23 protein-coding genes are annotated in these 17,885 nt (G+C 30.2%); 3 read left to right on the top strand and 20 right to left on the bottom strand.

Annotation, left to right across the window (positions count from 1 at the left end):
- The first annotated feature begins 5 nt into the window (after positions 1–5).
- A complete protein-coding gene (locus tag BMY18_RS12485; RefSeq protein ID WP_092454510.1) occupies positions 6–764 on the top strand; it encodes an ImmA/IrrE family metallo-endopeptidase in 759 nt (252 codons plus the stop codon).
- Positions 764–1,345: a hypothetical protein gene (locus BMY18_RS12480; RefSeq protein ID WP_092454508.1), complete on the top strand. Its 582-nt coding sequence runs from the start codon at positions 764–766 to the stop codon at positions 1,343–1,345. Before BMY18_RS12485 ends, BMY18_RS12480 begins: the two co-directional genes overlap by 1 nt.
- 939 nt (positions 1,346–2,284) lie before the next feature.
- On the opposite strand, the gene BMY18_RS12475 is transcribed toward BMY18_RS12480, so the two are convergent.
- From BMY18_RS12475 to BMY18_RS12405, 15 genes are all read right to left on the bottom strand, one after another.
- Positions 2,285–2,833 carry a hypothetical protein gene (locus tag BMY18_RS12475; protein ID WP_092454505.1) on the bottom strand — a complete coding sequence of 183 codons (549 nt, stop codon included), beginning with the start codon at positions 2,831–2,833 and terminating at the stop codon, positions 2,285–2,287.
- 274 nt (positions 2,834–3,107) lie between these two features.
- Entirely contained in the window at positions 3,108–3,593 is a 486-nt protein-coding gene (locus BMY18_RS12470) for a GNAT family N-acetyltransferase (protein ID WP_092454503.1), read from the bottom strand.
- Between the two features lie 116 nt (positions 3,594–3,709).
- On the bottom strand, positions 3,710–4,060 hold the full coding sequence (locus BMY18_RS12465) for a VOC family protein (RefSeq protein WP_092454501.1): 351 nt from the start codon (positions 4,058–4,060) through the stop codon (positions 3,710–3,712).
- A gap of 124 nt (positions 4,061–4,184) precedes the next feature.
- Positions 4,185–4,403 (bottom strand): GNAT family N-acetyltransferase, encoded by a 219-nt coding sequence (locus tag BMY18_RS12460; RefSeq protein ID WP_092454500.1) that lies wholly within the window; start codon positions 4,401–4,403, stop codon positions 4,185–4,187.
- Between the two features lie 106 nt (positions 4,404–4,509).
- A complete protein-coding gene (locus BMY18_RS12455; RefSeq protein WP_092454498.1) occupies positions 4,510–5,016 on the bottom strand; it encodes a helix-turn-helix domain-containing protein in 507 nt (168 codons plus the stop codon).
- A gap of 435 nt (positions 5,017–5,451) precedes the next feature.
- The gene (locus BMY18_RS12445) at positions 5,452–6,174 is read right to left on the bottom strand and encodes a metallophosphoesterase family protein (RefSeq protein ID WP_278281017.1); all 723 of its coding nucleotides are present in this window, start codon (positions 6,172–6,174) and stop codon (positions 5,452–5,454) included.
- The gene (locus BMY18_RS21525; RefSeq protein ID WP_139197277.1) at positions 6,174–6,332 is read right to left on the bottom strand and encodes a metallophosphoesterase; all 159 of its coding nucleotides are present in this window, start codon (positions 6,330–6,332) and stop codon (positions 6,174–6,176) included. The genes BMY18_RS12445 and BMY18_RS21525 overlap by 1 nt, the downstream gene beginning before the upstream one ends.
- A 34-nt stretch (positions 6,333–6,366) precedes the next feature.
- Complete coding sequence (locus tag BMY18_RS12440; protein ID WP_092454492.1) at positions 6,367–7,023, bottom strand: hypothetical protein; 657 nt, start codon at positions 7,021–7,023, stop codon at positions 6,367–6,369.
- 83 nt (positions 7,024–7,106) lie between these two features.
- A complete protein-coding gene (locus BMY18_RS12435) occupies positions 7,107–7,733 on the bottom strand; it encodes an HAD family hydrolase (protein ID WP_242941029.1) in 627 nt (208 codons plus the stop codon).
- A 35-nt stretch (positions 7,734–7,768) separates the two neighbouring features.
- Positions 7,769–8,758, bottom strand: a complete 990-nt coding sequence (locus BMY18_RS12430; RefSeq protein ID WP_092454490.1) for a phosphotransferase — start codon at positions 8,756–8,758, stop codon at positions 7,769–7,771.
- On the bottom strand, positions 8,755–9,165 hold the full coding sequence (locus BMY18_RS12425; protein ID WP_242941028.1) for an HIT family protein: 411 nt from the start codon (positions 9,163–9,165) through the stop codon (positions 8,755–8,757). The genes BMY18_RS12430 and BMY18_RS12425 overlap by 4 nt, the downstream gene beginning before the upstream one ends.
- 48 nt (positions 9,166–9,213) lie before the next feature.
- Positions 9,214–9,729 (bottom strand): P-loop NTPase family protein, encoded by a 516-nt coding sequence (locus BMY18_RS12420; protein WP_092454488.1) that lies wholly within the window; start codon positions 9,727–9,729, stop codon positions 9,214–9,216.
- Positions 9,730–9,850: 121 nt separating this feature from the next.
- On the bottom strand, positions 9,851–10,528 hold the full coding sequence (locus BMY18_RS12415; protein WP_092454487.1) for an HD domain-containing protein: 678 nt from the start codon (positions 10,526–10,528) through the stop codon (positions 9,851–9,853).
- Between the two features lie 92 nt (positions 10,529–10,620).
- Positions 10,621–11,202 carry a phosphohydrolase gene (locus BMY18_RS12410; RefSeq protein WP_207647446.1) on the bottom strand — a complete coding sequence of 194 codons (582 nt, stop codon included), beginning with the start codon at positions 11,200–11,202 and terminating at the stop codon, positions 10,621–10,623.
- Between the two features lie 17 nt (positions 11,203–11,219).
- Complete coding sequence (locus tag BMY18_RS12405; protein ID WP_207647445.1) at positions 11,220–11,681, bottom strand: class I SAM-dependent methyltransferase; 462 nt, start codon at positions 11,679–11,681, stop codon at positions 11,220–11,222.
- A 383-nt stretch (positions 11,682–12,064) separates the two neighbouring features.
- Here BMY18_RS12405 and BMY18_RS12400 point away from each other — a divergent pair, with 383 nt between their 5' ends.
- Positions 12,065–13,225: a DUF2971 domain-containing protein gene (locus tag BMY18_RS12400; protein ID WP_092454483.1), complete on the top strand. Its 1,161-nt coding sequence runs from the start codon at positions 12,065–12,067 to the stop codon at positions 13,223–13,225.
- 341 nt (positions 13,226–13,566) lie between these two features.
- On the opposite strand, the gene BMY18_RS12395 is transcribed toward BMY18_RS12400, so the two are convergent.
- From BMY18_RS12395 to BMY18_RS12375, 5 genes are all read right to left on the bottom strand, one after another.
- Positions 13,567–13,923 carry a RidA family protein gene (locus tag BMY18_RS12395; RefSeq protein WP_092454482.1) on the bottom strand — a complete coding sequence of 119 codons (357 nt, stop codon included), beginning with the start codon at positions 13,921–13,923 and terminating at the stop codon, positions 13,567–13,569.
- A gap of 457 nt (positions 13,924–14,380) precedes the next feature.
- Positions 14,381–15,265 carry a TraX family protein gene (locus BMY18_RS12390; protein ID WP_092454480.1) on the bottom strand — a complete coding sequence of 295 codons (885 nt, stop codon included), beginning with the start codon at positions 15,263–15,265 and terminating at the stop codon, positions 14,381–14,383.
- Positions 15,266–15,628: 363 nt separating this feature from the next.
- Positions 15,629–16,075: a hypothetical protein gene (locus tag BMY18_RS12385; protein WP_092454479.1), complete on the bottom strand. Its 447-nt coding sequence runs from the start codon at positions 16,073–16,075 to the stop codon at positions 15,629–15,631.
- 77 nt (positions 16,076–16,152) lie between these two features.
- A complete protein-coding gene (locus BMY18_RS12380) occupies positions 16,153–16,587 on the bottom strand; it encodes a GtrA family protein (RefSeq protein ID WP_092454478.1) in 435 nt (144 codons plus the stop codon).
- 656 nt (positions 16,588–17,243) lie between these two features.
- Positions 17,244–17,864 (bottom strand): GNAT family N-acetyltransferase, encoded by a 621-nt coding sequence (locus BMY18_RS12375; RefSeq protein ID WP_092454477.1) that lies wholly within the window; start codon positions 17,862–17,864, stop codon positions 17,244–17,246.
- Between the last annotated feature and the right edge of the window lie 21 nt (positions 17,865–17,885).

Here is a 17,885-nt window from a genome sequence, read left to right as displayed (position 1 = left end):
TTGTTTTGCATAATAATGTAATGTATAAAGTTGAAGAAGCTAGGAATTTTTTTGAAATTAAAGAGTTTCCTAGCAATTTTTTTAACTTAATAGAGGATAAAGGCAATTATATTGAAAAATATAACTTATTGATTTTTAAAGAAGATATTGGTAAATTATCTGGATTTATAGGTTATGGAGACAATGAACTAACTACTATTTGTATAAATTATAAACGACCAATAGGTCATCAGAATTTTACCTTAGCACATGAAATAGGACATTGGTTCTTACACAGAGGTCAAGCTATTTCTGACACAGATGCTAATATGGCATCTATGTATGCTGAGGAAAAAGAGGCCAATGAGTTTGCAAGTGAGATTTTATATCCTGCCAAGTGTATTGATAAGGATTATGATAAAATAATGTCATTAGGTCTATTGGAAGATGATAAACGAAAAGAGCTAGCAATCGAAGTTGATGAATTATGTCATAAATATTGCCTGAGCTTTGACAATGTTTTGAGAAAAATGCTTTATAGGTCTAATATCGGGGATAGACTTAAAACAGTTAAGAAAGAAATTGTAAAAGCATTAGGATGTACTTTGTCTAATTATTTTCAAAAAGATTATTATGTTGTAAATGAGGAATTGCAAGAATATAAAGAATATCAAATTCCATATGATTTATTAAAAAAATATGTTGAACAATTAAAAAAAGACAATAAAATTGGCACAGCCACTGCCGAAGCTATATTATTCAGAAATGGACTTTTAGATAAATAATGAAATATTTAGTTGATACAAATGTGTTTTTACATACAATAGACTCTAATATATATGGTGTGGCAAAAAAATGTAGTGATTTGAATAATAATGTATGTATTACACAAACGATTATGGATGAACTAACTCCTGGTTACTATATAGTAAAAAGTGATGCGTCTACCGCAGAAATTGAAATTTGCGTTAGAAATTGTACTAAAAATGGGGTTTTTAAAGTAATTGAGTTAATAGATATATCAGAAATTGATGGTGCTAAAATAATATTAAAATCCATTAGAGATAGATTTTATTCATGGATGTATAATTTTGATTATTTACAATTACTATTGCAAAGAGGAGAAATTACGCAAAAAGAGATATCATCAAAATGCTTCAAGAATAAAGATTTAGGTGAGTGCGAATTGTTATCAATTGCCAAGGCATCACATGGCGAATATGTAATTATTACTAATGATAGGGGACATGTATATTGTCATCCATATCAAAATATATTTGAAGCATATGAGGAAGATAATGACGTTGTAATCTATTCAGGAAATAAATGGATAAAAGACATAATTAAATTTATAGATGAGATATAAATTACATATTAAAAGGAGCGATACAACTTTGTTGATTGTATAGCTCCTTTCCACTTCTCAAATCCTCTTATAAAAACGGCGTAATTTTGGCGTAATACACCTCCTATCCCCCCTCAAGCCCAGTAAAACTGTACTTCTCCCCCATTCGCGCCTATATTTTGCACCATAAACGGAACATAGGGGGTTGTTTCCTTTCTTGGGGTGGGTATATATTGCCTTTATTAGCTTGTATTTGTTAGTATTGTGAGGTGTTATGTGTATAAAAATGGCTTAAATACTAGGGTTTTGTAGATTCGTATGAAAATTGGTGTAAAGTTGTTGTTGATTATCATATCATATATTTGTTGGGATGAGTTATTAAATATCGTTAATTTGGGTTAAATTTCGTTAAATAAATGGCGTAAAAATGGAGTAATTTTTGAAACGTGGCGTAGGGGAAGGTACGATTTTGGCGTATAATTGGGGGTTGAAAAATTTTAATTATTTGTAATTTATAAAATAATTTTTATATTATATCTAAATTAAATTTTATTATAGCATTGAGGGATTGAATTCTCAAACTTTTTTTTAAATTGGTTTGGAACTAGACTTCTAGCACTAGTTTATAACTGTATAGATATAACTTGTTATAAATATTTCCATATTATATAATTAATCTAGACAAAATATTGGAGAATATATTGTAATGGGGAAGGGGGACATCTTATGTTAGGACTATCGGGAGTATCTATTATATTTCTTGTAATCAATCTATTCTTTATTGGAATAGGAATATATACTTTATATTTACTAATAACAGCATTAAAAATTTATATTAAAAAAAATTCTTAGCTCTTGGAACTATAGTTAGGAATGGCATGTACTGGGGTGGCGTAGAATCGGATTGTAATATTATTACGATATGTTCCCTTTCCTAATTTCCGCTCCATTATCTCGCTTTCACAAATCAAATAACTTTTCTACTGCTAAATAATTTTCATCTATACTTCTTGTTCCATCCACTACTAAGGTATGATAACCTAATTTCTTCGCATTTTCTAATACTGCACTTGCAAACAGATAATCTCTTTGTATCCAATTTTCAAATGCAAGTTCTTTGTTACTACATCCACTGAGATAATGTGAAACCCATGTTCGCTTTGAATATTGTTCGTACTGAAACTGTTTTGTTGGAACTATACAAATATAATTGGTTTGAAATATTCCTATTTTATTCATGATTCTCGGTAAAAAGACCGCACCTTCTGCTACCATTGGAATTCCATTAGCTCTAGACTTTAAATCAGCTGAAATGTATTCAAACATCTCCCAATACAATTCCAATTCTTCTTGATTTTGTATATCAGGATTTCTTAACCAAAGTTCATCTAGCGTCATTTTTGAAACTTTAGAGAGTAATGGCTTTCCATCTTTTGCACCTTTTTCGGTGTAGGCATTTAAATAATCATCAACTTTAAAATATTGAAATTGATATTTATTGACTAACATTTCTGAAATTGTACTTTTCCCACAGCAAGGTGAACCGCCTAAATAATATACCTGTCCTATTCATTTACCTCATTATACATTCAATTTCATATTAAGTTTTATTATAACATTGAGGGGGATAGATTCTCAAACTATTTCTGAAATTGGTTTGGCGTATAATAGATTCAATTATGCATTAACTATTAGTTTAGTTGTTTATTGAGGATACAAAAAAAATACTAGACTAATAATGTAGTTAGTATTTTTTCTCGACAAGATGGAATTTGTCAATATTTTATAGTAGCATTTCATAATCTAGATAATCACCTGAAAATGATGCAGCGCCTTCATTTTTTCTCCTTTGTAAAAGTTTAAATCCTACACTTTCATAATTATGAGGTGCGACCAAATTGCAATTCGTACCTACAATTATCTTTTTAAGCCCCTTATACTGTAGAATTCTATTTATTGCTTCTTGAAGTTGTCTTTTCCCATATCCATTCCCTTTATATTCGGAAGCAATACAGTTATGTCCAATTTCTACATATTCTGGTCTATTTCTTGGGTCCCATGATATATGACCAATTGGCTTACCATCTAATACCGTAATGAATCCACATTTATCTGCAATATCTGGATTTTCAAAAAAAAAATTATCAGATTCTTTCCAATTCTGTTCGAAGCTTTCTCTCCATCGATTATCAAAAGAATAACCATCCATTAATAACTGATATAAAATTCCACGTTCAAAATCACTTATTTTTTTAAATGTCAAACACATAACATAACTCCTCCATCAGATTCAAATTTATAATTATTTTATCATATTTTCACTAACCTACAATTTCAAGTTTTCAATATTCACTACTTCATTAACTTTTAATTTAGTAACGTTCATCAACACTCAACAGGTGCAGTTATTTCAATATGATTGCCTTCATTATCTTCAAACTCAGCTACCCAGTTTTCCCCAATCTTTGATAATAGAAACACAACATTCAGCTTGCTTAATTTAGTTTCTAAACTAAATTTATTATTTACACTAACACTTGGCAAGCAATTACTACCAAATAAATGTTTTTCATTCATTTCTAGATAAGCAAACAGTCCAAATCTAAAACCATCTATTTCAAATACACTATAAATTCTATCTTTTTCGCTTACTTTGCGTTCAAAAAAGTCTTCATAAAACGCAATTGCCCTGTCCATATCATTTACACAAATGTAAAGCGAATTTATATGGAACATTTATATCACCTCTATTTTTTCTTTACCAAATACCTGTGTAGTATCATAATATCCATAATTAAATTAAGTTTTATTGTATCATTGAGAGGATGGATTTTCAAACTGTTCCTGAAATTAAGAACGCTTATAATTTATCATTTGCTCGAAGCACCATTGGTATTGCGCCTTCAACCACTTGAAATCCGCGATTTTCATAAAAGCCAAGTATATCTCTATTTTCAGATGTCAATATTAAATATAAATACCCATCATATTTTTTCTTTAATTGCTCAATTAGCTCTGTACCAACGCCAGCTCCCTGATACTTAGGATTAACTAGCAAATAATGTGCATATGCGGTTATTTTATCACCATATGTATTCTCCTACTATTGATTTAGTTCTCTTTATATAACTATTATAATTTAGTTCTACAGGATTGAATTTCCATAATCCATATGAAAAATATATTCATTGACCAGAACCATCATAAGCATACCTTTCTATATAAACAAGCATCTCATTTCTTGTTTTAATGTAAACAGCGATTGAAATACCAGCAGATAATCCTATCGCTATTGGATTGTTTATATACAATCCACAACCACATATTGCTAAAGCAATGATTATACGTATTATCAACAGACTTTTATGTTCCTTAAACCATTTATTCTTCCAAAAATCACATCGTTCCTTTAAGGAAAACGAACTATTTTTCAATACATTTACAATAGTATCATCTGCCTTTTGACGAAAACTGCTATCGCTGAGCCGCTCTCCACAAAGTAATTCGTTTATACTAACAGAAAATTCCTTACTTAATACTTGAAGCATTTCAACACTAGGCAAATAATTTCCATTTTCCCAACGCGATATTGTTTTATTAGTTATACCAAATTTTTCTCCCAATTCTTCTTGCGTAAATTTATTCTCATGACGAAGTTCAGCGATAAATTTACCGATTTTCATTAGATCCATTCATCTTTTCCCCTTTCTTTTTATATCTACAGAAATATCATAGGTAAAAGTAACTATAATGTCTTTACCATAAATAGCGAATTGCAATAGACTTATAGAAACTCTCGACATTGTTTCTTTTATAGTGCACTTTCTTGATTTTATTTGCGTAATAAAATGGATAAATATTTTTATTAAGCTGTTCTTCACAATTTCGTCAAAATTTAAACGCAACTTGTTCATCAAGCAATCACTTTTAGAACAAAATTTGTATGTATACTATGGATATAAGTTAACCAAGGAACAGGAAAATCCCTTCTGAGGAAAGCTAACTTACTTAATATAATAACTAATTTTTTCATAAAATGGCAAGTATATTCCACAGTATACTTGCTACTCCTCTTTTTACGGATAGACAGTCCGTAATACAATTTAAGTTAGATTATAGTAATATTCTTACATTTCAAAAGAAGATACCTTGGGTGCAATAGATACTCCATTCCAGGTAGTTCCAATCCCTATATCTTCAGGCGATATCGTCTGGTAATGTCCATCCATCCCTATAACTCGTACATGACTATTATCTATTTCAACAAGCGCATGTAATGGTTCTTCATATAATATCATATCTTTTAGAAATGGATATTTTTCATGTATTTCATCACCATATGAAAAAACACTCTTTGTACCGTGCCAGATATATGACATGGAGTTCATCGTGTAGTAGGGTATTCCATTTATCACACTACAATCATCTCCGTGGTCATGTCCGTTCATACAAAGAATGACTTTTCTTTGTTCTAGAATGTTTCTAATCTCATTTCGATTTGCAAGACCCCTTTGTTGGAAATTATTTGATAAACTTTGATGCGAAAAAACCACATAGTTCAATTCTTCATCTTGAATCTCTTGTCGCAGCCAATCTCTCTCAATTTCTGGAACAACGGGATATATGTCTTGCTTCTTGTTATAATTTCTTTTGTAGTAAGGTAAGCATCCATCTTCGTTTTTGCTATAACAAGTATTTAAAATAATAAATTTAGTAAGACCAATCACAAACGAATAATATCCATTTTTCATTCCTGTAAATTTCAATACTGTTTCTTGAAGATATTCATCTGAATCATGATTTCCCATTGTATGATATACAGGTACTCCCACACTATTTAGTTTATCAATTATCTTCCTTTTTCTTCAATCGGATGACACAAATCTCCCGAGGAAATCACGAAATCTATATGCTCACTCTTTATTTTATTAATTAGTTCATTTATTCGTCTATCACCATCATGAATGTAATCATAATGTAAATCAGTAATAACTACAAATCTAATCATATATTCTCCTACTTGTCATTCCTTTTATAAAATACTAATCTATTTTTATTCTCTTATACACGTTTAGCTTAAATTCCTGTCCATTATTTTCGTTATATCCTATGTCTATGTACATGGGGGTACTTTCGTATAAGGCTTTGCTTTCGTTAATCAAATTATATAACTCTTCTATCTGCTTTTTACTACCGTTTTGTATAAAGCGACAAACTGTAATATGTGCTCCCCATGGGAATTCAAATAATAGATTTTCCTTATGCAATAACTTAATAATATTATCGCAATTATTAAAGAATCCTGCATTGGGATTACCAGCTAAAATCATAGCAGATTTGTCTATTAAATAATCTGAATAACAAATCTTTATTTTTTCAAACGCAATTGTGTTTCCGTCAAATATATGAATGATTTTAGCAAGAATTCTCTCATCTGGAATAAAATTATCTTTCGCAAGATACGTTGCAATAGTAGTATGTATATTAGTTCTATCATATTTCATTATTGGTATTATTTCATTAATTTTTTTATTTAGTTTTTCTATACTGTCAGTAATACTATGTGAATGTCTAAGTGCTATAATATATCCACCACGGTTAATAAAATCATGTGGATACAAATTATCGAGCAAATCAGCATTACACCGTAATTCATTATATATTGCATTTTGCCTATTTATATAATCTGAGAAATTCATATAATCACCTCTTTTACAATTAGCTTATCTTACAGGATTGATTTATTTATTTCTTGATATTTCTTGCACATATTTGTTTGTTTTCATAATCCTATTATACTTAAAATATCCTCAAATTTATCTATGTAATAATCTGGTTTCATATCTATTAATAATGGATTTCCCATACCACCCCAGCCTTGTCTAACCCATATTGTTGTCATCCCCATTTGTTGGGCTGGAATAATATCATTATCTAATCTATCCCCTACCATAATCGCGTTAGTAGGTTTACAACTTGCTCTTTGTAATGCTATTTTAAAAATCTCTAAATTCGGTTTTGATACGCCTTCTTCTGCAGAAGCAGTGATTAATTCAAAGCAAGATATTATGCCAAATTCTTTTAATCTTTGTGCTGTTCCCAATACCTGATTTGCTATTATTCCAAGTTTAAATCTTTTATGTAATCGCTCCAGTATATTTCGTGCATTAGGATATAAGCATTCATCTTCACTATACCACGCTGCCTTATTCAAACCAAATTCTTTGATTGCACATCTATATGCATCTTCATTATTATTCGCATACTTAGTCATCGTTTCTATAAATAATTCTTCGCTTGGCGCATTTTTCTGTATTAATGTTTCTGCTATTCTTCGTTCATAACACTTTTCTTCATTCACAAATGTAGAACCTATATCTAAGAATAACCATTCCATATTTTCTAACATTTAGTTTTCTCCTTATACAATTTCTTAACTGCTTGTTAAATAAACTTTAAGCCCTTTAATAATGGACTTTTAATCGAGTCATAATAAATCACATGCGCGATTGTTTCTTTCACTTGATTTATTCCAAGCTCCTGTTCTTCTTTGGTATCACACTCTATCAACAATGCTCTTTTTACATTATATTCTAGCCATTCCAATCTTCCGTAATTGCTATAATATAATGTTTCCCAGTCCATATTTACATTCCTATTATCTTTAAAATATGCATTTATAAATGCCTTAAGGTAATCAAACTTAATATTGCACTCCTCATATCCAGACCAGCAAAGAGCCAATTCAAACAATTCCAGATATGGATTAGAATAATTCAAGCACTCCAAATCAATGATTTTAAAGGAATCATTTACCCATAATACATTTTTACTATCTAAATCATTATGGCAAATACTTTTAATATCTGGAATATTCTTAATTGCAAGATTCCCTTTAATTTGACTATCATATAACAATGTTTCCTTATCTTTTAACAAACTAAAAATTGGTGAATCTTGCTCTTTTGCAAGCTCTATGTATTTATTCCAATCAATATTTATCTCATCCCTTGAATATTTTTCACGCCTTATATCAATATTGTGGATATCAGCTAATACGCCCCCTATTATTTCACAATTATTTTTTTGAATTTCTTTACCTGTCAATGTTAATCCGCTATACCATTCATAGACATAGAAAAATCGACCATTTATTTCTTGCATTTTTTTATTATTAAAATTTAATGATGGAATTATTGGGATATTATTTTTTCTTAATATTTCCTCAAGTTCATCTGCTCTTTTAAAATTCCCTAATGCAGTAGGTCTTTTCATAATATGAGGATTTAGTAACTTTACTATGTATTTCCCTTGTTTGGTTTCAAATTTATACATCTTATGAGTTAAGCCACCAGTTACTTCTGATACTTCAGATAACAAATCGCCCAGTTGTAGTTCAGTGCTTAGTTTCGTGAAAAATAAATCTCTATTCATGATTTCCTCACCATCTTAAAAATTAGGGCTGAATGCAAATGATTTCTTTTGCCATCGCAAATTGTACACATATATACTTTTTTTGCACCCAATATCTCTTTATGAAGTTTTATTATAGCATCAGATACTTTTAATATGTATGTTCCCAATTCTAAGGGCATTTCTGAAATATCTTCATAATGTTCCTTTGATACAATTATCGTTTGCCCAGTTGCTCTCGGATATTTCTCAAATTGACATCTCAATAATTTATCCTCATAAATAATCAAACCATCATCTGGAAATATATCTCCACTTTCAAAATTAAGACAGGAAAAGCATATTCCCTTCTTTTGATAATCTTTAATTTTATTTCTTCTCACCATTAATAATTCTTTATCCCCATCCGATAATTGCTTAACGTACATAAATAACCTCCCATTTTATAATCTCTTACAAACTAACATAGAATATCTTCACAATCCCGTTTTACCATAAACTTGTATAATAAATTTTTCAGCATCTTTTGAATTACGAAATACTTTGAATTTATCATCATAAGAAGATAATCTATCTAAAATCTCCTCTCTATCATTGTTAAACTCGAATACCCATTTAATATTATACTTCAAGGATTTTATCGTTGGTTCAGAATTATATAGTTCTACCCCAACACGTTGCCTTACCCATCTAATAAATACTCTCTTTAATCTTACTAATATGTTTATATCAAGCAAAATAATATAGTCGCATACGTCGAAACTTTGATTAAGTATTTTTCTTGGAGAGCCTTCTACAATCCAATCGTCTGCTCCAATAATTGATTGAAATAAGTTATTCCTTTGGTCCTCAGGTCTTCTTACATCACCTTGATTGGTCCGCACCCATACAATATTATCCTTTTCATAAAAAGGCACTTTATAAGTTTTTGAAATCGTAGCTGCCAATGTCGTTTTACCACTAGCTACTGAACCAATTATATCTATTTTCATAAGTACACCTCACTCGTTAAGTAAGAATCTTGTATAATCCAAATTTTAAACCATAAACATATTCTTATCACTTTTCTATTACAAAATATTGCTGTTCAACCCAATCAAACCTTGTCTTTTATTATATTACTTCATCATCCAATAACTTTTTCCCAAATTCATATGAATCTTGAACTTCCTTTAACATACTATTATAAAAATCTACGGCAGAAATTTGTCTTTCTTGTGCGATTTCATTACCACGCTTCGTATAAAAGTTCCCATATAACTTTTCGAGTTTATATTTGTATTCTTGAAAAAAGGAAGGAGCTTCATCATTTTTTCCATCTAATACCACTCCATCTTTGTCAAGTGAGTATAACGGTTCAGATATTTGCCCTTTATAGAATAATGTACGCGCTATCCCTAAGGTCCCAGAAGCATCAATTTTATCCGCATCAAACAAGATTTTTGCCTCTATACTTTGTGGCTGATTGTTCTTTCTAAAGCGATGCGTACAAATACAGTTTTTAACATAGAATGCTTTATTATCTTCCCAACCAATTTCAGCAAGATACTGATATGCTTTCTCGCCTCCAATGGCTGCATGGCATAACTCAGGATTTTCAAACTGTTCTCTTCTACCTATGTCGTGTAATAAACACGATGCTATAAGCACATCGTAATCTATATTATTTTCCTGTTTAGCAATATCCAGTGCAACATATAAAACTCGATATATGTGTTCCTTATCATGTGCACTATCTTCCATACTTATATGCATATATCTTTCAATTATATTATATTGTTCTTTGTTCATATAACTCTTGAACCCCCTATTGTATTATGTCTATCTGTCATTACTCCAACTTTCCTTTTTGGTCCTCAGTAATTCATATTCTAAATGCTATTTTACACATTTAGTAACTTATAGATATCCTGCCCCGTTTTCTTATCGAAATAAGTCTTCAATTCAAGAAACGCTTTCCATTTTGGAACTGTCAAATCATTAAACCCTCTGCGAAGAACAACATCTACTAATCTCTTTTCAATAAATGTCGCACCCGTTGGAAAGGATATAGCATCACATAGTTGAATTAGACGGTCATAATCATTATATTCAATGTTATTAAGGAAATCCTGTATGAATTTTGTTTCTAATTCATTACAATCATTTTGTCCATTGTAAGCTTTTACATCTTTATAGGGAAATGAATGCGTCAAACAAATTCTGGCATTATTCTCAAAACCTTGTTCCATCATATAATTATATCCGTCAAGTATATGTTTCATATCAGTCGCCCCACATCTACGCCCTATATCATGAAGCATCCCTAATATCTGTGCCTCATTTGAGTCAATATCATTACATTGTTCTGCTATTGTTTTTGCACAAATTCCTGCTACTCTGTTATGCAAGACCCACGGTCCTGGATTTAATTCTCCTGCCTCTAATAAAAAACTTTCTGCCTGTTCTATTGTTGGTACTTTCATAATCACATTTCCCTTCATTAATTTTTCTGTAAGATAATATGATGAAACATAGCTACTGATTTAAACTCATCCAATTGACTCACTTTCATTTCGATATCAAGCATTTTCTCCTGCCATTCTTTTTCCTTTTGAATTTCCTGGTTCTGCTGCAAATGCCAAAAGGTCCTAATACCGTAAATTTCCTTAATTTTAAATGCATTACACCATTTCGTGATATCTTCGTCCTCATAGTAATTAATTGTCCCAAAATCTTTTGCATGACCATTTTTACCGTTTAACAAATCATTTGCATGTTCAAAATTGTTCAGCAAAACAACCATTTGCATAACTCGTCCATTACGATTATGTTTTACAACTGAAAGAGTTCCTTCAGCCTTTAAAATTCTTCCGAACTCATTTAGAATGTCAATCCGTTCGCCTACATATTCCAACACATTGTGGCAAAGGTAGATCTGTCGTCCCCTTTTTCTTCTAAACACATATAGTTATTAATTCCTGTTCTCAAAAAAAAGAGCCACAGACCCTCTTGGGAATCTGTAGCTAATAAAATGACTATATTAAAATTTACTGATTTTAACAGTCCCCATCACAATATATTCCCCAACATCTTGTATGAACTAAGTTTATAACTTTTATATGGTTATTTCAAGCTAAATTAATACATATATTGGTGGTAATGACATATTACATGAAGTTAAAATCATAGGTTGAAATTTTGTTAATCAAGCGAGATAGCTATTTTTTGATGCATGATATATTATATGGATAAGAAGTTGCCATCAATAGTAATAAATTATACAAACTATAATAATGATGTGAGATGAATTGCTTTATTGCATGATATACACTTTGTGGAGGGAATATGAGAAATCAAAGAAAAACTCCCAGTTGGGGATGGTACTATAATGAAAAAGAATCAAAGTTTGATATTAAGGACTATAGGAACTGGGCTTATAAAGGTGACTGGGCAAACCATTACATTAATGAAATGGCTAAATTGGCTGTGAAAAATAACAAAAGTATTTATGAGGTAGCATGGAAATTTATAAAAGATAAAGAAGAACATCTGCCACCGAAATTATATAAATTTTACCCCTTAAATATTAATAGCTTAAAATGTATTGAGAGCGATTCAATCTACTTAAATAGTCCACAATATTTTAATGACCCTTATGATTGTCACATTTCAGCAAATGAAGATGAGTTTGTTAAGAAATATGTGCTTAGCCACATTGAACAAACTAATCCAGAAAAATCAGGGATAAACAAAGAACAATATATTAGATTGCTAAGTTCAGTTTGCTTTGACGTAGAGAAGCATTTATTTAGAGATATCCCAATTACATTCGAACGCGCAATGCGTGAAATCACAGATGGAAATTATGATTCCGAATTATACAGAATTCAAAGAGAAGGTACAACAATATTTGAGAAAACATTATTAAATTTAAAAGATAATGATATAAAAGTGACTTCATTTGCAGCATTAGATGATATTAAATTATCAACCTATATCGAAATGTGGGGGCATTATGCAGATAGTCATAAAGGATTTTGTGTGGAATACGACTTTAATGATTATATAAAGAATTCTGATAATACACTTGAAAACTTAAATAATACTATAATGAGTTGCTTATTGCCAATAATATATAAATCCAAGCCTAGAGAGGTCCCTATTGATTTATTTTACAAAAAAGCTTTGAATAACAAATTAACAGCTTTTCAAGAAAATCATTTTAAGAAATTTCTATTACAAAATTATTTAACTAAATCATCAGCTTGGAGTTATGAAAATGAATGGAGATTGATTTTGACTCAAAATGAATGTGAAAAATACAATAATATGCTTCCTTTTCCATATATAAAAGCGATATATTTAGGCTATGGTATGTCTCTCGAAAATAAAGAGTATATGTATAAACTTGCTATGCGAAAAGGAATATCTGTATATGATTGTGCATTAAGAGATGATAGTTATGAATTGAATTTTTACGAAAAGCAAATCTTATTTCTATTATAAAGATGAGGACTTAAAATTCAGCAATCGTTAGTTCTAGGCGCCCACTATGAGGTAGGCGATTTATTATATAATTCTTTATAATAAAAACCTCTTGATATTGTAATTGTTTTTTAATTATATTCAATACAATTTCCGCTATATCAAAATCGTTTTTGAACAACGAGTCGCAAACTATACACTAAGTTAATTGTTTTATTTAATGATTCGGAATTAGAAACATTTGAATCCTTGTAATTTTTAACATTATACTCATATGTATCTATATCATACTGTGTAAATGTATGCCAAAAAAATACTAACTTAATATGAAAGTTAGTATTTTGGATATCTAGCAAATATGTCTAGTTCTCCCTAAAAGCTATTGCATCAACCTGAAAGTCAATCCCATCTCTAATAAACTTTGTTTCATATGCTTTTCGTGCAGGATATATGCCTTCAAATCTTTCCTTCATTATTTCTCCTAAATAAAACAAATCGCTAATATCCCTAAATAAGCAATCCATTTGCACTACAGATTTCAAGGTTAAGCCTATTGTTTCAAGTCTCTCGCTCAAAATATCAAACGCTCCATTTATTTGGTTTTCAATTGATTGTCCTTCATTCTTCATGCAATAGCTAACATAAATAAAATTGCCAGCCTCAACGATCGCAGAATGTGCCCATTCCTCATCAATTTCTGTTCTTCTAATTTCACTCATTCTTCATTCTCCCATATATTAATTCTCTTATTTAATTCAAAGTTGTTATTATATTACCATGATTTTCTACTAACTAACAATATTAAGTTGTCTGTTTGTTGCTTCATTAAATTTTAAGTCAGTAATTTTATATCTCGGTTATAGCATCTCCTTTATTCTACACTTCTGTTATTCTTTCGATTTTTCTGCAATTATTAAATATCCAATACCAATACCTAGACTTATTATACTACATGTCAATAAATCTGCTCCAACACTATCCAATGCATTATTAAACATTTGGGATGCAAATCCTGTTTTAGAAGCTGCACCTGCACACCATATTGCAGCAGTAATATACCTCGATATAAATAGTAAACAATATAAATTAATTTGTAACTATGTATTTATTCTGAAACTAGTTTTCCTTACATCTTTATACAGTCTCATACAAGCTATTCCCGTTATAAACCCGCATCTACATGAATATTCCTATGCAATAAAGGATTACGATATGTACTGGATAAAAGACATAGAAAAACCACTTTAACCCTTTTCCACGTTTCCCATTGTACAATAACATTATCGGCATGGCAAAAATCATCATCCACTGATAATGATTTATAAATATTGCTTTATACCATGATCGTGTATAGAAAATTGTATCTATCCCCAATAATCCAAATGGCATTATTCTAGCCATTTCAATGAATCCATCAAATATATGATTGTTAACATAAAAGTCCAATCTAGAAAATACGCGTGGCACAAAATCTGTTACTATCAAACATATATACATCAAGCAATACGTCCCATAACCTAAAATAATTTTTCTCCTACTATTCTTACAATAATAAAGAATTATAATTGCTAAAACCATTATAGGTCCGCCTTCAACTGTAGTTATAATCCCTACCATGGTAGTTAAAATCATTTCTGCGGAATTCAAAAATCGATCTCCCAAAAGGGATATTCCTAACGCACCCGCTTGCCACCCGAGTATTACTAATACTGTTTTACGTTTTTTTGAAGGGTTTTTATGTACATACTCAATTGCTGAAATGATTACCCCTGCCACAAATAATGTAGAAAAAATATTATTGCTAATCATTTCATGGCTACCGCATATCTTGGGCACCAAATAGTCTAGTACACTCATCAAAATGCTACATATATAAAGTCTCAATAAATATATTTTTTTATCATGGGTATAATAAATTCCCCACACCATACAGAAAAAGAATAATGGAGCCGAAAGTCTTCCCATATATCGTAACCAAATTGGCATTCCAGGTATAAATTCTCCAACGTGGTCTATAACCATCAATGCTAATGCTAATAATTTTATAGCTGTTGTTGACATAATCCACCCCTTCTTTACTACCCCGCAATCATTCCACACGCCTTCCCTTTTGATTTTAAGAATATCAAGCCAAAAATTGCAAATCCTACTGCCATAACTAAACAAATAAGTACACAGATCAATCTTTCCATTTTTCACCCTCCTGCTTTTATTTAAAACGTTAACTTTGGTGATAATTTTTCATACAAAAGCATCGAATTTCTTCACAATTCCTTCAAACTTAAAACGCAATTTGTTCATCAATCAATCAATCAATGATTTACTTTTACAACAAGTTTTAATTATACAATTACCCCAAAAAGGATATCAACATATACACAATACCGCATCTTGATTCAACCATATGTATTTGCTCTAATCATTTTATTTATAAAATCTAAACGATTCATTTTTATTAATACTATAATAATCTATTTTCTTCATAAATAGCACATCAAACGGCTCATAAACATAAATCATATCATGATGCACTCCAGAATTATCACGTACATAAATCAGATCATCACTGTATTTAGATTCTTTATAGGTTAAAATAATAAAAATCCCAATCATCGCAATGGCTAAAACAGTAAATATAAATGACCCTATTAATACCATACATGTAAGTCCGTCCTTACTTGAATCCATCATATAATGTGCCAGTGGTTCAAATACTACTAGCATAATAGCTATATAGGCTACCGTATTTACATAAGGTAAAAATTCTATATTGTCTGACTTAAAATGTTTACCAACAAAATATCCTATAACAATAAGTATCCATAGGACCATTGTTGCGTAATACCATTTATGTTGTTTTATTTTATTCACATTATCCTCCTAATGTATTAATTTTGCCTGGAACGATTTTACTAATAGGGGTGATGTTATTGTTGATTTAGATTTTACTATTTAGTTTTATATGCCCAAAATTTATTAAGAATAAAATTAATTGGAATTGTAACGATCAAATTGGCAAGTGTTGCAATATAATGTGGTATTCCAAATATTGATTCTTCAACGTATAATAAAATGCCCATAAGAAAAAGGCCAGTGATCGAATAAGATACATAAACTTTAAAAAGTGCTTTCAAAAATGGTGGCTTTTCCTCTTGTGACTGTGTAAACACAAACTGACTATTAAGAATAAATGATATAAATACAGTTATTGCAAAAGCAACTGCATTGCATATTTGTGGATGCAAATGAAAAACATAAAAGCCTATATTGGTAATTGCATATGACACAATCGTATTGATTCCGCCAACGATTCCAAATTTTAGAAATTGTATTATTGAATCCTTATATTTTCTCTTTATCTCGTTGATTTGTTCCATTATCATTTTATCTTCCTTAATAAATTTCTATATATTTAAAATTAGGTTTTATTATAGCATTGAGGGGATGGATTCTCAAACTGTTTTTACAATTGGTTCTGGGGTTGAATCTCGTTACTAGTTAATAACTGTATAAGTATAACTTGTCATAAATATTTCCATATTATATAATTAATCTAGACAAAATATTGGGAAATATATTGTCATGGGGAATGATAATTCATTTGGGAAGGGGAAATCTTATGCCAACAGTAGCTATTTTATTTTTTACACTTGCTCTATTCTTCACTGTATTCTTCACTGGCGCGGTAATATATACTATTTATTTACTAATCATCGCATTAAAAATTTATATCAAAAAAAATTCTTAATTCTTTAAATTATAGTTAGGACTGTATCCTTTGTTTGTATCAAAGAATAATTATATCAATTTATTGGGACCCTGTGTAGCTCAACTGCACAGGGTCCATTTATACTCTGGCACTATATTTTTGCTTAACGTGAACAAATTTTCATTTATGCCTTTGTTCATAAATTCACCTTTTAAAGCTGAACATTCTAAAAATTAAACCGTTAGATATCTATCGTAAATATCTGCTCTTCATTTCCCCAAATATCTTTTTTATCCGCGATTTTGGCAAAGCCATACTTTTCATATAATCCTATTTCAATACCAAATCCGTTTTCCTAGCTTCTCGCTTAACTTTCGCAGGGAATTTTTTTTCAAAGGTTTCTAGAGCATCTTCCTCAACCTCAAAACATCTATCAAAATCATATACTCCAGAATTCTTTATTAAATACCCTTCTTCAAGTTCTTTTGCCATAAAAAAGGATGCTTCCTCTTGTTCGGATAACCCTGGCAAATAAATATTATGCTTACTGGCAGATACAAATCCCAATGGATTATAATATTTATTATTTCCAGTTATAAGAATTGCCTTGAACCCCATTTCTTTTGCTATGTTTGCTGTATATTTTATCATCTTTTTTCCAATTCCCGTTTTCTGGTAGTCAGGATGAACGCTAATTGGTCCAAAAGCAATTACTTCACTACTCATATTTTTCCCTAATCCACTGTACATTTTACTATAAACAATATTTCCCACGATTTGATTATTTTCAAGACAAACATAATCCAATTCTTTTATAAAAGAATCCGAATTTCTTAAATCATGCAAAACAAGATGTTCATTACAACCAGGTCTATATACATTCCAGAATGCATCTCTCGTTAGTGATTCAACCTCAAAATAATCATTTTCATTTTCTAATCGTAATTCCATATTTCACTCTCCCTATTTTCA

Source organism: [Clostridium] fimetarium (genome assembly GCF_900111235.1).
Classification (GTDB): Bacteria; Bacillota; Clostridia; order Lachnospirales; family Lachnospiraceae; genus Clostridium_N; species Clostridium_N fimetarium.
Note: the sequence above shows the minus strand (reverse complement) of the source record. Positions and strands in the feature narration are given on the sequence as shown.

Excerpts from the sequence above, each read along its gene's own strand:
- BMY18_RS12400 (WP_092454483.1), top strand. The coding sequence starts at position 12,065 with ATGAGAAATCAAAGAAAAACTCCCAGTTGGGGATGGTACTATAATGAA.
- BMY18_RS12380 (WP_092454478.1), bottom strand. The coding sequence starts at position 16,587 with ATGATAATGGAACAAATCAACGAGATAAAGAGAAAATATAAGGATTCA.
- BMY18_RS12475 (WP_092454505.1), bottom strand. The coding sequence starts at position 2,833 with ATGTTAGTCAATAAATATCAATTTCAATATTTTAAAGTTGATGATTAT.
- BMY18_RS12415 (WP_092454487.1), bottom strand. The coding sequence starts at position 10,528 with ATGAACAAAGAACAATATAATATAATTGAAAGATATATGCATATAAGT.
- BMY18_RS12440 (WP_092454492.1), bottom strand. The coding sequence starts at position 7,023 with ATGAATTTCTCAGATTATATAAATAGGCAAAATGCAATATATAATGAA.
- BMY18_RS12410 (WP_207647446.1), bottom strand. The coding sequence starts at position 11,202 with ATGAAAGTACCAACAATAGAACAGGCAGAAAGTTTTTTATTAGAGGCA.
- BMY18_RS12455 (WP_092454498.1), bottom strand. The coding sequence starts at position 5,016 with ATGGATCTAATGAAAATCGGTAAATTTATCGCTGAACTTCGTCATGAG.
- BMY18_RS12420 (WP_092454488.1), bottom strand. The coding sequence starts at position 9,729 with ATGAAAATAGATATAATTGGTTCAGTAGCTAGTGGTAAAACGACATTG.
- BMY18_RS12425 (WP_242941028.1), bottom strand. The coding sequence starts at position 9,165 with ATGTACGTTAAGCAATTATCGGATGGGGATAAAGAATTATTAATGGTG.
- BMY18_RS12435 (WP_242941029.1), bottom strand. The coding sequence starts at position 7,733 with ATGTTAGAAAATATGGAATGGTTATTCTTAGATATAGGTTCTACATTT.
- BMY18_RS21525 (WP_139197277.1), bottom strand. The coding sequence starts at position 6,332 with ATGATTAGATTTGTAGTTATTACTGATTTACATTATGATTACATTCAT.
- BMY18_RS12465 (WP_092454501.1), bottom strand. The coding sequence starts at position 4,060 with ATGTTCCATATAAATTCGCTTTACATTTGTGTAAATGATATGGACAGG.
- BMY18_RS12430 (WP_092454490.1), bottom strand. The coding sequence starts at position 8,758 with ATGAATAGAGATTTATTTTTCACGAAACTAAGCACTGAACTACAACTG.
- BMY18_RS12390 (WP_092454480.1), bottom strand. The coding sequence starts at position 15,265 with ATGTCAACAACAGCTATAAAATTATTAGCATTAGCATTGATGGTTATA.
- BMY18_RS12480 (WP_092454508.1), top strand. The coding sequence starts at position 764 with ATGAAATATTTAGTTGATACAAATGTGTTTTTACATACAATAGACTCT.
- BMY18_RS12395 (WP_092454482.1), bottom strand. The coding sequence starts at position 13,923 with ATGAGTGAAATTAGAAGAACAGAAATTGATGAGGAATGGGCACATTCT.
- BMY18_RS12470 (WP_092454503.1), bottom strand. The coding sequence starts at position 3,593 with ATGTGTTTGACATTTAAAAAAATAAGTGATTTTGAACGTGGAATTTTA.
- BMY18_RS12375 (WP_092454477.1), bottom strand. The coding sequence starts at position 17,864 with ATGGAATTACGATTAGAAAATGAAAATGATTATTTTGAGGTTGAATCA.